This is a genomic window from Pseudomonas sp. HOU2 (genome assembly GCF_040729435.1).
Lineage (GTDB): Bacteria > Pseudomonadota > Gammaproteobacteria > Pseudomonadales > Pseudomonadaceae > Aquipseudomonas.
Map to the genome: position 1 here is coordinate 1438667 of NZ_CP160398.1, position 15955 is coordinate 1454621.

At 50.1% G+C, this 15955-nt stretch carries 14 protein-coding genes; all 14 read right to left on the minus strand.

What is annotated here, in order from left to right:
- Window positions 1–39: 39 nt before the first annotated feature.
- A complete protein-coding gene (locus tag ABV589_RS06400; protein WP_367085300.1) occupies window positions 40–1215 on the minus strand; it encodes an acyltransferase in 1176 nt (391 codons plus the stop codon).
- A gap of 122 nt (window positions 1216–1337) precedes the next feature.
- Window positions 1338–2594, minus strand: coding sequence for a glycosyl transferase (locus ABV589_RS06405; protein WP_367085301.1), 1257 nt, complete (start codon window positions 2592–2594; stop codon window positions 1338–1340).
- A gap of 11 nt (window positions 2595–2605) precedes the next feature.
- Window positions 2606–4222, minus strand: coding sequence for a glycosyltransferase (locus tag ABV589_RS06410; RefSeq protein ID WP_367085302.1), 1617 nt, complete (start codon window positions 4220–4222; stop codon window positions 2606–2608).
- A 2-nt stretch (window positions 4223–4224) separates the two neighbouring features.
- Window positions 4225–7098 carry a polysaccharide pyruvyl transferase family protein gene (locus ABV589_RS06415; protein ID WP_367085303.1) on the minus strand — a complete coding sequence of 958 codons (2874 nt, stop codon included), beginning with the start codon at window positions 7096–7098 and terminating at the stop codon, window positions 4225–4227.
- Window positions 7095–8456, minus strand: a complete 1362-nt coding sequence (locus ABV589_RS06420; protein ID WP_367085304.1) for an ABC transporter ATP-binding protein — start codon at window positions 8454–8456, stop codon at window positions 7095–7097. Before ABV589_RS06420 ends, ABV589_RS06415 begins: the two co-directional genes overlap by 4 nt.
- A complete protein-coding gene (locus ABV589_RS06425; protein WP_367085305.1) occupies window positions 8446–9264 on the minus strand; it encodes an ABC transporter permease in 819 nt (272 codons plus the stop codon). The genes ABV589_RS06420 and ABV589_RS06425 overlap by 11 nt, the downstream gene beginning before the upstream one ends.
- A gap of 485 nt (window positions 9265–9749) precedes the next feature.
- Complete coding sequence (locus tag ABV589_RS06430; protein WP_367085306.1) at window positions 9750–10709, minus strand: SDR family oxidoreductase; 960 nt, start codon at window positions 10707–10709, stop codon at window positions 9750–9752.
- A complete protein-coding gene (locus tag ABV589_RS06435) occupies window positions 10706–11629 on the minus strand; it encodes a glycosyltransferase (RefSeq protein ID WP_367086175.1) in 924 nt (307 codons plus the stop codon). The genes ABV589_RS06430 and ABV589_RS06435 overlap by 4 nt, the downstream gene beginning before the upstream one ends.
- 53 nt (window positions 11630–11682) lie before the next feature.
- On the minus strand, window positions 11683–12573 hold the full coding sequence (gene rfbA, locus ABV589_RS06440; protein ID WP_367085307.1) for a glucose-1-phosphate thymidylyltransferase RfbA: 891 nt from the start codon (window positions 12571–12573) through the stop codon (window positions 11683–11685).
- Complete coding sequence (rfbD, locus tag ABV589_RS06445) at window positions 12570–13463, minus strand: dTDP-4-dehydrorhamnose reductase (RefSeq protein WP_367085308.1); 894 nt, start codon at window positions 13461–13463, stop codon at window positions 12570–12572. Before rfbD ends, rfbA begins: the two co-directional genes overlap by 4 nt.
- Complete coding sequence (rfbB, locus tag ABV589_RS06450) at window positions 13460–14536, minus strand: dTDP-glucose 4,6-dehydratase (protein WP_367085309.1); 1077 nt, start codon at window positions 14534–14536, stop codon at window positions 13460–13462. Before rfbB ends, rfbD begins: the two co-directional genes overlap by 4 nt.
- Before the next feature lie 224 nt (window positions 14537–14760).
- On the minus strand, window positions 14761–15000 hold the full coding sequence (locus ABV589_RS06455; protein ID WP_367085310.1) for a LapA family protein: 240 nt from the start codon (window positions 14998–15000) through the stop codon (window positions 14761–14763).
- A 27-nt stretch (window positions 15001–15027) separates the two neighbouring features.
- A complete protein-coding gene (gene ihfB / locus ABV589_RS06460) occupies window positions 15028–15324 on the minus strand; it encodes an integration host factor subunit beta (protein ID WP_003189779.1) in 297 nt (98 codons plus the stop codon).
- 152 nt (window positions 15325–15476) lie between these two features.
- On the minus strand, window positions 15477–15755 hold the full coding sequence (locus tag ABV589_RS06465) for a hypothetical protein (protein ID WP_367085311.1): 279 nt from the start codon (window positions 15753–15755) through the stop codon (window positions 15477–15479).
- Window positions 15756–15955: the final 200 nt, after the last annotated feature.

The window sequence follows — 15955 nt, forward strand, 5'->3', positions numbered from 1 at the left end:
AAGAAAACAGTTACTGGAAACACATTTATCTTTAGCCCCCTATACAGCGGCTTTTTCCACTTGCGGCACAGACTCCTGAACCGACACTTTCTTAGTCGAACGGGCATATTTCTGCATCAGTGGACGCTCAAAGAAATGCCAGGACACGGACGCCAGCGTAATGGTCAACACCAGAGCCAGCACTACAATTTGTTCAAAGCTCAGCCAATTCAGACGCTTGAGCGAAAGCAGCACAGGAAGGTGCCAGAGGTAGATGCCGAAGGAGATCTCTCCCAGATAAGTGAGCGGCCACAACAGGCGCTTGACCTGGACGCTTGGGGTAATCACGCAGGCAGCAAAAATGATCATGCCAAATGACACCGCAATGAAGGTTCGGAACAACACGACCATCACCGGGATGTCCCAGAAACTGGCGTGTCTCCAATAGATGGAAAGCATCAAATAAAACACTGCGGCGGCGACGGCACATACGCCCAGGGCAACAGGCAGCTTCTGACAGTAGTCAAAAATCCTGTGCCCCAAGTCACTGCGAAACAACTTTGCCATCACAATACCGATGGCGAACTCATCCAGCATCCCCGGCAACTGTGTCGAGACCAGAAAGATCTTGAAGGGTCCCATTGCATCAGGCTCAACAAACCAGACCGTCCCCAACCGCCATGCCCAGGCCACCATCAAAAACGCAAACAGCACTTTCCAGATGCGAGCGACGTACAGCCACGGGGAAACCACCACCATCAGTGCGTAAAACTGCATCTCGGTCCCCAGCGACCAGTTGCTGCCGTTTATTGCACCGTGAAAGGCGGGAAAGAGGTTGTGCAGGAAAAACAAATGCGTCAGCAGATTTGCCCAAAATCCCTGAAACATGACCTCAGGCATAATGAAAGCGATGAAAACGAGCATGGTCAGGTAATGAAGTGGCACGATCCGGGCGATACGACGCCGGATGAAATCCGCGCGAAACCCTTGCGCACCGAACTTATCAATGCCTGAAAACGCTGCGAGGCCGATCACCAGACCCGAAATTACAAAAAAAAGGTCAACTCCCATCCAGCCAATTCGAAACCAGCTCAAAATACCTTCAGCTGGAAACGCCTTCCATGAGAAGTGTTCGATGATGTGATAAATCACTACAGATATAGCTGCAAATCCCCTTAACAAATCGATCAAGGGAAAGTGCAAAGATCGACGCTGCTGTAAAATTTCCGTAGTCATAATCGCAATATCAAGCCAGTGTGAGTCGAACTACCCTGTGCGTCTGACTTCATTCCATTCTCAGGACACAGGACAATAAAAAAATCGGCCAGCCCGCATGACGGGCTAGCCGATGTGCAACATTAACCCAAGAGCTTGTTCTTCAAACCCCGAAGCCCCTGGTTGCGCAGGACTTCCCAGCCCTTCTTCGCCATCTCGCCACCGGTTCTCGGATTCATGATGGATTGCTTCAGCAGGCCACCCAGGCGCGACCAGTCCACGGTTTCCATGCCACCACGAAAACCTGGGGTCAGCACTCGCGAGAACTCGAGCAACGCTGCCGCTTCTTGCTTCTTGTCGTGGAACTGCGGGTATTCGACCTTACCTTGAGTTTCCCACCAAGCCTTGTAACCGGTGGCATCGAACGGTTCCGGGAACGCACGCTGCAAGTCGATACGCTCACGATAAACAGCGCGGGCGCCCTTGCTGATCGGAGTGCCATCAGAGTATTGACCGTAGGCCCACACTTCTTTGGCAAGCGGATCTTCCGCCAGCTTCTTGGTTTCATCGTCGTACCAGTTAACCAGCTTGCTGACTGCCGAGTTGGTACCGCCATTTTTCGCCGCCATGACGCGGTGAGCACCGCTGTCAAAACCGGTGAAGTGATAAAAGCCCAAAGGCTCGCCGTTCACCAGGTAAGTCCCGTTGTCATCAATAGTGATTTCACGAGTGGTCAGGTTCCATGGTGCGACGTTATGGCGAGGTGTACGCATGATCGCGACACCTTCAAACAGCGCAGGTACCAGGTCGATCCACTTTTGGTCGGTAAACAGGCCATTCGGAATGTCGGCACGGCAGAAGTGGTAAATCCGCTCACCCCACCAGTTGGCGAAGGCCTTACCGGTATCTGTTGCTGCAACGGCGGCGAAACCCAGGTTATAGACACCGTGCTTCAGGCTGCAGATTTCGTTGTCCATCACTGCCGCAAGGCTGGACTCAGGTGTAATCTGGTGTGGCGTCAACACGACGTTGGATTCATCAAGTGCAGCAACGATGTCATCCAGGCGCGAGAAGGCGACGGTGTCCGGATCCAGATAGATAACTTTGGCGGTATCCGGCAACGCAAGCAGTCGTGACAACGTGAATGGCTTGATGGCAGTGGCAAGCTCAACGATGGTGTGGCAGAACGCCCAGGCTTTCCAGTGTGGAATATTCAATTCGCTGAGAGGAATGACCTCGTCGAAAGGCTCGCTGCTCAGGTCAATATTGTCACGCAACTCATCAGCCAGAGCCAAATGCAGGCGCCATTCTGGATGGTGCTCACGCAGCGAATTGAACAACATCCTCACTTTCGGAATGTAGTTGAATGCTGCGCTGGTGAAAACGTGCACTTGAGTCATTTCCAATACTCCTAAACCGAATAAATTCTTTTATGAAACATTACCAGCTCACTCAGAACTGACGGCACGTCGAAGTTCTTGAGTATGAGCGCTTTTTGATAGCTGGCAAGACGTTCTGCGGGTGCCCCTAGATCAAAACTGGCTACGGGCAATTTCATTTCCATCAACTCTTGGACGACGTAAGAGAACGTTTCTGGCCAAATGGACGGGAACAGCATGACATTCACGCCCGAGGATTCGATCAATTTTGCCAGATCGTCATGCTTGTAGTGGCCGGTTTGTGTAACCACCGACGCATCACACTGCGTCTCGATCGAACCGATGATGACAATCTTGATGTCAAGCTGCTGACTCATGATCTCTTCAGACAAACGCTGGACAATCTGAGCCCCTTTATGGAGCCCGATCTGCCCCACCACCCCGATTCTGAGTTCGGAGGTCTGGGAAGGTTTCACTGCGCCAAAATCGATGTATTCAACCACATGCGGCTTGACCACGGCGCGCGACAAATCAATAGATGGATAAGCCTTGCACAGCAGTTCCAGCGTGTTGGTGGAGAAGGTACGCACCTCATCCGCAACACTGAGGACAGTTCCCCACAGCGCTCGCCACTGATGCATATCTCGAGCACTGAACAGCGAAGTAAAACCGTTGTGGTTATTCAACAAGCACGACTGGCACTTGCTAAGGTCGGGAATACCACAATACTTGTTGGTGTCATCGATCAGGAAGTGTGAAGGACACACCATGAAAAAATCGTGGACCAGCAACAGCAACTTTGAATTGAGCTCTTTTTTCAGTTCAATAATAAGTTGAGGGATCTCTTCCGAGCGTGCAAATGAAACGCCCGTATTGTAGACGATCTCGTCAATCTTCAGCGACTTGCACAGCTCGATCAGAAACTCGTAGCCGGGAATCGACAATGTCTCACTCGTCGCGCCTTTCCTGACCATGAGGACATAAGACAATGTGGCAATATGGAAGCTGAAAATATAAACAACTTTCCCTTCCTGAATTTTTTCTGCGACCAGGCGTTCGCGATAATGGTTGGCACCGCCACCCAGATCATGATCAATAATCAGGACCGAGGATTGCGAGCCCGTAACACCCAACTGATCGCGTGCGTTCGACACATCATTTAACGAACCCGAAGGACGGTTACGAGTATATCGCTGGATTTTCTCGACCAACAATTTAAACTTCAACTGCCTGATCAACGACAAGCCACGCTTGAAAAACGCCCAAAACTGCTTCGCCAATGGCAACGCATTGGCTGACGTTTTCTCTAAAGAAATTAGTGAGGAAACCGAGACAGGAAGCTCTACCGAAGCACCATCGGCAAACTCAATCAAAAGAAATAAGTTATCCCCATTTTCGGCATCGGCTTTACAACTACCGTACATAACAAAACCGGAATGCAAGGCATTTTGCTTGCCGGAAAAATGAGAGGAGACATCTTCCCTCGGATTCCCGTAGCTAGCCGGAATTGCTTGAAAAGAGCCATTTTTGGTCTTGACCGCCAGTTTAACGCCTACGATCACCTTCTCTTCGTGAAAAGCCCAGCCAAATCCAAAATAAGTCTGGTTCCGCAGTACTAACGAATCAACGGACCAATGTAGCTTTTCCACTATCAATTCCCTTCACTTTTTTTAATAGCATCGAGCTCAGCCAAACGAGAAATTGCCAATTCCTCCGCAAAAGCCTTGGCATCTTCTGTAAGTTGTAGCCTTTCCCTTAAAGCTTGATTCTCTGCATAGAGCCCAACAATCTGATCCTGCTTTTCAGTATTCTCCTTGAGTGCATTGAGTTCATCCAATCGAGAAATGGCCAACGATTCAGCATAAGCCTTGGCATTTTCTGTCAGTTGCAACTTCTCTGTCAGTGCACGAAGCTCTTCACCAAGTTTTTTGGACTGCTCTACACTTTTTACATTGAGTGCATCAAGCTCGCCCAAGCGGGAAACGGCCAGAGCGTCAGATTCGTCTTTCGCGCTTTCAATCAGACTCAACTGCTTTCTCAGATCATCATTTACCGTGCTAAGGAAATGGATTCTATCCATTGAGCTGACGTTGGCGTTTAATGCATCCAGCTGAGCCAAGCGGGAGATCGCCAACGATTCTGCGTAGCTCTTGGCGTCTTCCGTAAGCTTTAACTGATCCTGAACCTTTTGAATTTCAGAACATAGGCTGTTTATCTCATCCAGGCGTCCGAACGCCAGATTCTCAGCGTACTTCTTAGCCGTCAGCGTTTCGTTGAGGCGAGCGTGGAGAGAGACCTTTTCAGCGCTGCACTCTTGTAATTCCAGCGAAACTCTATTGAATGCACTACGCAATGCATTTCGTGCAACTTCGTCCAACGCCGACAGAATAAAACCTTCGGAAGCTACAGATGTCTTCGATGAAATATTCAATGCCGAAGCACACTGAACGGCACCATCGATGATTTCTACAGAATCATTCAACGAGAACATAAAAGGCTGATCGATATTGCCAACAAACTCCAACATATCAGAGTTCAAACACTCAAACGCGAGCTTGACTCCCTGTTTCCACATGCTGATCGCTTGTTCACGCTCACTAGCATTCCAGTGAATCATACCGGCATGATAGGCCGCACTGACCTGCTTTGTTCCAAGTGTCGGCGTAATACTGGAAATCTGGCTATTCACAACACTTTTGTAATATTGCAGCGCTCGCTGTTGAAAATTCGCTCGGTGGCAAAATCGAGCTTGAAGATAATTTAACGAAACACACCACCTGCGAACATGTGGATTATCCGACTGATCATTTTTCAGATATACATCAACCGCGTTACTCCAATCCAACAGGTCTACTGCTGAATCTGCCTCGAAGTATCTCCACCCAAGAATTGCCAATGCTGCACCTTGATCCGCGCTGGCATCACTCGAACATGAGAGTATCTGTTCCGATAATTTGAACAGTTGCTCAGCATTCTTTATCCTCCATGGAATTTCCACCACGGAATGGACAATCCACGGATTTTCGTAATACCGAGCGAAATCAACAAGGTGAGTCTTGCCATTAAATTTCGGCAAGTTTCTCTCTTCATACGGCGCAGAATACTTTACGAGGGGACTTCTGAAAAACGAGAGAATCCAGTTACTCTCAGCTGTCTGCGCCTCAAGTGCAGCAATGCTCAGACTTGATTCAAAAAGCAGCCCGTTGGCCTCAAGAGCTGATTTATTCTCGGGGGAAATATCCCCGTCAGCACACGAATCGTTCGAACACCGAACCAGAAGACGACCACCTGGCCGTAGCTTCTCCACTGCAAGAGCAGTGAGAAGCGTAAGTCCTGCCGAATCCACAACAGCATCGATGCAAACGATCGTATCGATGTCACGACTTGACTCGGGAACAACGCCTTTTAGAGCAACTGTATCAATGGCGCCATCGGTCAATACCGAGAGAGGGATCTCACTGAATACGAAGTTTCGTGCAATCGAGTGGTTTTTAAACAAACGCAGACTTGCATTCGAACCTAAAAACAGAACGTCTGACAGAGGCGAAAAATACTTCGTTGCCAATTCCTTATAGGCTTCGATATCCAGCAGAGACTTAGGAACGCCACTGTCACGCAGGTTCACAAAAGTGCTCAATGGATTGGCAAGCAATTTGTGCGCGAATACCGATTTGTATGCCTCGGGATTCTCCATGGCACGGTGAGCCATGTGGACGATATCCTCTCCGGCCCACATTGCGAACAACCCGCCCAACTGCTCCAACGTGCCCTCAATCTTCCAGGTATTGGAAGGCAGGGCGATAAATGGAGTGTTCGCGAGTAAAGCCAGATAGACGGCGTGGTGGCGACCTGTAATAACAAGCTTCGCTGCGCGAAACTTTCTTAAAGTATCACGCCAGTCATTTACACTGTTTTCATATTCAAGCGGAAAGTAAACACAATCAGCAGAAAATTCGACGTTGGCTCTTTCCAGAACCTGCCTTACATCCTCTCGAGACAAATGACAGTCGGTGATAATGACCTTGTCACGATAGTTTTCGTCAACACCAGGGTTGAACCGTGCTCCAACAATCGAATCGGATACAATTCGCGAGTCAATGCCCAGGCTAGACAAGTATCTGAATGAGTTCACCTCTCTGACGGTCAAGTCATCAAGCTTTGCCAGGACATCGAGATAAACAGGTACATCCTGCAAGACCGCATTCACCAAAACGGTGCGCTTGCCCAGCTCTTGAGCATAGGCGAGGATGGCAAGCAAATGAAGGCCTGATCCGTGATGGATCGTGCCTTCACCATTGACCACCACAGCATCCACTGCAGAAATTTCTGCAGCCAGGGCACCATTTGCAAGAAAATCACGGGTTGATTTTTCGTCACCCTGCCACAAATCATGAAACTCATTGACGAAGTGTCGATATTCGACCACTGCCCCCACTTCCGAGAGCATTCTGTCGTGAGCATCCGACACGGCAAGGCAACCTATATGGTGATAGCTGCTGGTGTCATTGAAGATGGCAACTTTCATGCTGAATGCTCTATAAGTTTTTGTTCAAAACCCAAATCGCAAATGCCGCCAACAACATGTTCTTGCTGTTTGATTGCCACAGTAAAGAAGGCAGCTTCGTCCATCCAATGCAATATCTGCTGCGACCCATAATACATATCATGCTCACGAGTCACCGTCGCCTGTACCTCGTAGAGGTTTGCACCAAGCGTGCAGGCAGCATTAAACTCCACCGCAAACTCCGTACCTGCGCTGAAGTTCTTCAACCAAATAATTTCAGACGCGTCAGCATTCTTCAGTGATGCACGCATATCATGATTCAATGTGCCCCATGAAGTAATCTTGACGCCTTCCTTGTTTCGAATACGAAATGCAACGTTTACATTATTCAGATCAACGTTCGCCCGCAGCGAGACCTTGATCGTGAGGCGCTCGCCAATATAAAAATGCGAGACCTCAACACCTTTGGAATCGAGGATTTTCACACCCAGAATTTCAGCTTCCAGATCACCAAAAGACTTGATCTTGTTATGTTTCTCCGGAAGTTCAACACCTTTGACCTTTGCCTCTTTAACAGCCGCTGTAGTGGCTGCCGCATTGGCCGTCAGCTTTGCACCGTATTCAAGAAAGCTCTGGCGTTCATCCTCATGAAGCATCCGACGATACTCCAGAACGACGTCAGATGATTTACCCCACATCTTCCTCACCCCTTTGTGCAGAAGCAAAGCTCGGTGAGTCAGGGTGCGAACGCTTTCCTGATCGTGGGAAACGAAAAGTAGCGTGGTGCCATCAGAAATCAGCTTTTCAATCTGCTGGAAGCAGCGCTTTTGAAACAGCGCATCGCCAACCGCGAGCGCCTCGTCAACGATAAGGATGTCCGGAGTGACCTGGACCTGTACGGCAAACGCCAAACGAACCAGCATCCCGCTCGAATATGTTTTAACCGGCTGGTTAAGATGATCACCGATATCTGCGAAAGCAGCGATTGCGTCAAAACGGTCTTCGATTTCTTTCTGGGTCAGGCCGAGGATCGTGCCATTCAGAAAAATATTCTCACGACCGGTAAAATCTGGATTGAACCCCGAGCCAAGTTCAAGCAACGCAGCAATCCTGCCAAATGTCTGCACGCTGCCGGTGGTCGGGTTCAGTGTGCCGCAAATCATTTGCAAAAGCGTTGATTTGCCCGAACCGTTTCGGCCGAGAATACCAATCGACTCTCCTCGCTTGACCTCAAACGAAAGATCGCGAAGCGCCCAAAATTCTTTGTAATACTGCTTTCTCACAGGAGAAAGCATTTGAAGCAAGCGGTCGCTGGGCTTGTCGTAAATGTGATAGCACTTGCTCAGGTTCTCAACTTTGATCGAGATATCAGAGGACATCGGCAAACCCCTTTCTTGTTTTTTGGAACCAGGCGAAACCCAGCCAGCATACGACGACGGAGACCGCCATGCAGATTGAGTAGAGTCCCCAATCAATACCTTGCCCAAAAAATAATACGCCTCGCGCCAACTCAATCACTGGGGTCAGAGGGTTCATGAAAAGCAGGCCGCGGAATTCTTCGGGAATGGCCGTTGCCGGATAGAAGATCGGCGACAAAAACATCAGCGTCGTTGTAATAATGCCGATCAGTTGCGATATATCACGCAGAAAAACCCCGGACGCAGCGAGCAACCAGGAAAACCCCATCACAAACAATATGAGCGGCAAAAAAACCAGAGGAATAAGAAATACGGTCAAATGAGGAATACCAAAAAGCAAGGCATAGGCTGCAATCCAGACACTTAAACTGATCAGCGCATGAAATAGAGCCGCCCCCATACTGACCCAAGGCAGAATCTCAAGAGGAAAAATAACTTTCTTTACATAATTTATATTACTCGTAATCAATAACGGTGATTTATTGATACATTCAGCAAAAAAGTTATAAACCAGCAGACCGGCAAACAGTACCAGGGCGAACTCGACTTTAGAGTCACCTCCTCCACCCCAGCGCGCCTTGAAAATAACACTAAACACCAGTGTATACACACTCAACATAAATACCGGGATCAGGAATGACCACAGGATACCCATCATGGAGCCGCGATAACGCCCAACAATTTCGCGTTTGACCAAAGCCTTGATAAGTCCGCGATTTTTCCAGAAACTACTGACCATATTCAGGGGCGAAATTGAAAACTTTTCCATTACCAGCACACCTCAGCATCGCTCGGGAGATTTCCTGCACCATCTGAAACGATGCGTAACTGCCTAACGTTAGTTTCCACAATGATCGACTCGCAAGCCCCAAAATGTTCTGCTACACCGTTCATAAAAATCACAGAATCATCCACTTGACCAAACTTCATTTTAAATCCATCTCATTGACTAGAGAAAAGCGAATGATTAGTTAGCCATGTGCAAAACAGCACTTCCATGACAACTTCCAAAAACCACTCCACTTTAACTCCACCACATTAATCCTTTAAGTAAGATTGGTAATGCACCCCAAGAGGAAATATTTCGACTCAAAACTCAACGGGATCCACTACTCTCAAGCACAAAAACAAATATAAAAATACCCCCCATTATACATCACTACAAAAAAAAGATACAGCCCCAGTAATTATTGCTAACACCTGCAACCTAACAACATTCCAACCGCACTTCCAAAGCTCCATATCAATAATAATTTATTGTTGATTCTCAAGAAACTTTAGTGCAGTCCTCTTTAACTCCACCTCTGGAGAATAAGGCGCAGACCAACCGAGAGCTGTCTTTGTTGCCGTAATGTCAACCTGCAAAGAACCACAAACTCGCTGTATGACAGAGTGCATTCCACACAATCTCAAAACCGCCTTGAGCACCACTTCGGGAAAAGGTATCAGCAACGCCTTGCCACCGATTGTCTCTCGCAGGCAACGCAACAGTTCGCTAGTGGACAAATCTCTGCCATCGCTGACCAGGAAGGTCTGATTCCTGGCACCAACGTGATCAACACAGGTGACAATCAGATCCACCAGATTACTGATACCCACCAAACTTCTACGATTATTGATTGCGCCCATCGGCAACGGCAACCGCCTCGTCAGCACGCTCATCATCCGGTAGAAATTTGCCTTTACACCCGGCCCATAGACAAGCGGAGGCCTGATAATGACAACCTCCATCCCGGTCTCTTTACCGATACTCTTCAGCGCCTCTTCCGCCTCGAGCTTTGAAATGCCGTACGCATCAAGAGGCGCCGGGATGTCATCGGCCTTGAACGGATGACCTGGCAGCGTCACCTCACCGTTAACCTTGATCGAACTGATAAATATGAAGCGTCTGACCCCTGATTGCGCCGCTTTTCGCGCCAGCTTCACAGTACCGTCGACGTTTACTTTTCTAAAGGCTGCGAGCGCATCTGGTGCTGCCTCTTTCATGACATGCACGCGCGCGGCCGCGTGAATCACCGCATCTATATTCTCGAACTCGGGCAGCTCATTCGAACTGGCAAGATCGAACATTACCGTGGGGCACAATCCCGACAAGCACGATGCCCTTCTGACGACAGCTACCGGGGTCAGCACTTGATCAAGCAATAATCGGAGAACGACCGCCTCACCGACAAAGCCGGTAGCACCTGTAACCAATACTCTTCGGGAAGTCATCTTGCCTTCCCTCCTAACAGAGAAGTTAACCAACAGGTAAAGAAAAACAACACTTTGTCACGCAATCGTCGCCGACAACTTGCAGCACTCAGTGATAGTTTGAGTAACTGCCAACGCCCCAGCTTCGACCAGCGCCTAACAAAAGGATCCGAATCCAGCCCCACCAACCGCACAATCAATCGCACCTGATCAAACCACCAACCATCATGGATCGTTTTGTATCGAGCAATCAGATTGGAAATTCCGGTATTCGCGCCCACCTGATTGTGCTCGTGCTGCCGATATCGCATAGAAGGCAAAGGATCTATGAACCAGCGATATCCATGGCTACGCGCAAAGGCGTAACAGAACCAGTCATGCAAAGTGACACCCTGCAGCAAATGCCAGTTGGCCTGCATTGATTGCTTCAGGTGTTGCGCCAATGCGCGACTGAATACATAGGTACAACCTGGACCTGCCGCCTCGAATATATGATCCCAGGCAACCTGTGGCTGCGCCTTATTCAAAACAACAGTTCGCCCATCCGACCAAAAGGCCGTGACATTGCTCGAATAAGCGGAGTATTCGCCGGTTGCAAGAATATCGGTGGCGCGCTTCAGTTTTTCAGGAAGCCAAATATCGTCCTGATCGGAAAACCCGACGAAATCAAACGCAGTCAGATCGACATCACGAACCAAGCGATAGAAATTACATGCAGCGCCGCCATACCGATCACCGGTAGGCAGCACTGTCACACAATCATGTCGGGCGGCAAGATCTGCACACCAGGCTTCAGTACCATCCGTTGAGGGGTCGATACTGATAAAGAGGTTGAGCTCCACCCCTTGCTGGCAAAGAATCGAAGCGACCTGCTCTTCGATCCATGCCATGCCATTGTACGCAGCAAGCAAAATTGCAACTTTAATGGGTCTCACCGCTATACCAGCCCTGAATTACCCCTAAAGAAGGGCGCACTGAATTTTCACGAGCAAATTCAGATATGACCTGTCTCCAACAGTTGCTGCAGATATTGCCCGTAACCGGTTTTCTTCAAGCGCTCTGCCTGTTGCGCGAGCTGGACAGCATCAATCCAGCCATTGTTGTAGGCGATTTCTTCCAGGCATGCGACCTTGAAACCTTGCCGATGCTCAATCGTATGCACAAAGTGACTGGCCTCAAGCAGCGACTCGTGAGTCCCTGTATCCAACCATGCGAAACCGCGACCAAGAAGCTCAACCTTCAAGGAATCCTGGCTCAAATAGGCCCGATTTACGTCGGTGATTTCAAGCTCACCACGCGGAGAAGGCTTGATTCCCTTGGCAATCTCGACGACCTTGTTGTCATAGAAATACAAACCGGTAACCGCATAGCTCGATTTGGGCTTGGCCGGTTTCTCTTCAATGCTCAGCGCCCGACCTTGCGCATCAAACTCCACGACACCGAAGCGCTCGGGATCAGAAACATGATATCCAAACACTGTGGCCCCCTCCTGCTGAGAGCAGGCTGAGCGCAGATTGTCGGAGAAATGCTGACCATGAAAAATATTGTCGCCCAGAATCAGGCAGCACGGATCATCACCGATGAACTCTTCACCGATGATGAACGCCTGAGCAAGACCATCGGGGCTTGGCTGCTCTGCGTAAGTCAGCTTGATGCCGTATAGACTTCCGTCTCCCAGCAACTTGCGGAAGCTTGGCAAATCATCGGGCGTGGAAATGATCAGGATTTCACGCATGCCGGCCAGCATCAGCACCGACAAAGGATAAAAGATCATCGGCTTGTCGTAGATGGGCAGCATCTGCTTGGAAACGCCGAGCGTCAGTGGATGCAGGCGTGTGCCGGAACCGCCGGCGAGAATGATGCCTTTACGATTTGTCGTGATCATTTATTCAGAACTTCCATAATCATTCGGGTTACACCACTTTGCCAATCCGGCAAGTGTAGAGAAAAGTTGTCGCGCAGTTTCTGAGTATCCAGTCGGGAATTCAGAGGGCGGCGCGCAGGAGTCGGGTAGGCGGTGGTATCTATTGGATTGATTGCCTTGACGGCAAGCTCCTCACCGTTAGCCTTGGCAAGGTCAATCACATGACAGGCATATCCGTGCCATGAGATTTCGCCGGCAGCGGCCAAATGATAGAGACCTGCCAACTCAGGGCGGAGCAGAACCCGCTGAATAGCCAATGCTGTCACGTCAGCAATCAGGTCAGCACCTGTTGGAGCACCGATCTGGTCGGCGATGACACCAAGTGTCTCGCGATCCTTGGCCAGACGCAGCATGGTCTTGGCGAAATTATTGCCACGCGCTGCATAGACCCAACTTGTACGGAAAATCAGGTGCCTGCAACCCGAGGCGACGATCGCCTGTTCGCCTGCCAGCTTGCTGGCGCCATAGTGATTGACCGGCGATACCGCGTCGGTCTCCCGCCAGGCAGCCAAGCCTTCACCACTGAACACATAGTCGGTGGAATAGTGAATCAGCCACGCGTTCAAAGACGCAGCTTCCTGCGCCATAACCTTCATGGCGAGACCGTTCACGCGATCAGCCAACTCGATTTCGGACTCGGCCTTATCAACGGCAGTGTAAGCCGCCGCATTGACAATGATGTCGGGCTTGACCTGACGAATCGTATTACGCAGCGCGTCAAGGTCAGACAGATCACCAGTCAGACCGCCAGCCGGGTGGCGATCCAGAGCAACCAGTTCGCCCAGAGGAGCCAGGGAGCGTTGCAGCTCCCAGCCTACCTGGCCGTTTTTTCCAAGTAGAAGGATTTTCATGCTTTTTTTGAACGGTCTGCGTAGTTTTGATCGATCCACTGCTGATAGCTGCCGCTCTTCACGTGAGCAACCCACTCAGTGTTCTGCAAATACCACTCGACAGTCTTGCGAATACCGGTTTCGAAGGTTTCTTCCGGCGTCCAGCCAAGCTCACGTTGAATCTTGCTTGCATCGATCGCGTAGCGCTGGTCATGGCCAGGGCGATCCTGCACATAAGTAATCAGACTTGCGTGCGGGCGATGCGCGGAATCAGGACGAAGCTCGTCAAGCAGCGCGCAAAGAGTATGGACAACCTCAATGTTCTGCTTCTCGTTGTGACCACCAATATTGTAGGTCTCGCCAATGACACCTTCAGTTACAACCTTGTACAGCGCACGCGCATGGTCTTCGACATACAACCAGTCGCGAACCTGATTGCCTTTGCCATAGACCGGCAATGGCTTGCCTTCCAGTGCATTGAGAATGATCAACGGGATCAACTTCTCGGGAAAGTGGCAAGGGCCGTAATTGTTCGAGCAGTTTGTCACCAGTGTCGGCAAGCCGTAGGTGCGAGCCCATGCGCGAACCAGGTGATCGGAACTGGCCTTGCTGGCCGAGTACGGGGAACTAGGCTGATAAGGTGTAGTTTCAGTGAACAGATCTTCCGGACCTTCCAGATCACCATAAACTTCGTCAGTCGAAATGTGATGGAAACGGAAGCTGGCTTTACGCGCATCATCCAGTGCAGCCCAATAATGGCGAGCCGCCTCAAGCAATGTGTAAGTGCCGATGATGTTGGTCTGGATGAACTCGGAAGGCCCGGAAATAGATCGATCAACATGAGATTCTGCGGCCAGATGCATAATCGCATCGGGTTGATGCTCACGCAGAACACGATCAATCTGATCACGATCACAAATATCAACACGCTCAAAAGCGTATCGCGAGTCATGACTGACCTCAGCCAAAGACTCCAGGTTACCGGCGTAGGTCAGCTTATCAACGTTAACGACAGAGTCGGTGGTGTTGGAGATGATGTGACGGATGACTGCCGAGCCGATGAACCCGGCGCCGCCGGTAACTAGAATTTTCACGCGAAAGCATACCCTTGAGCTGCGGACAGGCCATATAAGGGCGCTGTCTAATCCATGAATGCGGAAGCCACCAACCTCAGGGCTTCCGTCAGAGTCAGTCTGAATCGACGTGGAAATAGACCACTATCGAACAAGGGTTGCATTTTACAGCTTAATGAACGTTTTACTAATGGATATGGACAAGCGACGACCCAAATTTGATAGGCGCGCTGCAACCATCAAACTCAGACAAGGCGCTTTCGTGCAGCTCTGGACGAACGCCCCAGAAACCACCCAAGGATCGGACCAATCAGCATGCCAACGAGCAATGCGCACACCACCACCAACGATAGTGGAAGTTGTGGCCCAGCCAAACCGAGAAACATCAACGAGGTGGATTGCTGATTCTCGAGCACGAACGCCAGAATCACCAATACCAACAATAAAATGAAAACGCCAAGAAGCATGCGCTTGAGGTTACGCATGATTGACTCCTTGAGAAATAGCGACTGTCAAACCCCCTCCTCCTCTTCCTCGTTTACCCGATCACGCAATTCCTTGCCCGGCTTGAAATGCGGAACAAACTTGCCGTCAAGGCTGACCGACTGACCGGTCTTCGGATTGCGACCGACGCGCGGCGCACGGTAGTGCAGAGAGAAGCTGCCAAACCCACGGATCTCGATGCGATCGCCGGTAGCCAGGCACTGGGACATTTGTTCAAGCATGGTCTTGATGGCCAGCTCCACATCCTTGGATGAGAGTAGCCCTTGATGGGTGACAATTCGTTCGATCAACTCCGACTTCGTCATATTTTTCCCTTCTTTTTCAAGCAGCTAGATCAGCGCTTGAAAGGTTTTAGCACGCCCGGAAGATTTTGAACAGCCCAGGGATTGACATATCTTCCTTGGCGCCGAAACGCCTGTTTTCAGTGCACAAAAGCACAAACCGAAGCCGCGCACATTCAACGGCACATGACCAGCATGGTTCGAGTGACGTAGCCTGCGGGATTGAAGCCAAACGGATATTCATCTTCATCCCTGGCTTGGTCAGATCGGGTGATTACCCTGTAACCCGCCCCCTTACACTCCTTCGCCGCGCGTCTTTGGCACTTCTCCCACCCCGAACCCAGACCAGAGCAGTCGATCTCGATACCGCTGACGCCGCGCACGGCATGCGTTTTGGCACTTGTGGTACATCCAGCCAAAACCAACACTACAATCAACACAATAAACCTGTTCATCCACTTCCTTATGCCAGGCAACGCCCGACTACCGCACGAGTAATACCCAGCTTAGTCGCGAATAGGCGATTGATCCGATTAAAGAAACAGACAACTCGCTGAAGAGATTGGTTTCACCACAGCCCCGACATACGCAAACCGCGGCACACCTCATCAAATCGCAGGCACAAAAAAGGGCGACCGAAGTCGCCCTTTTTCAT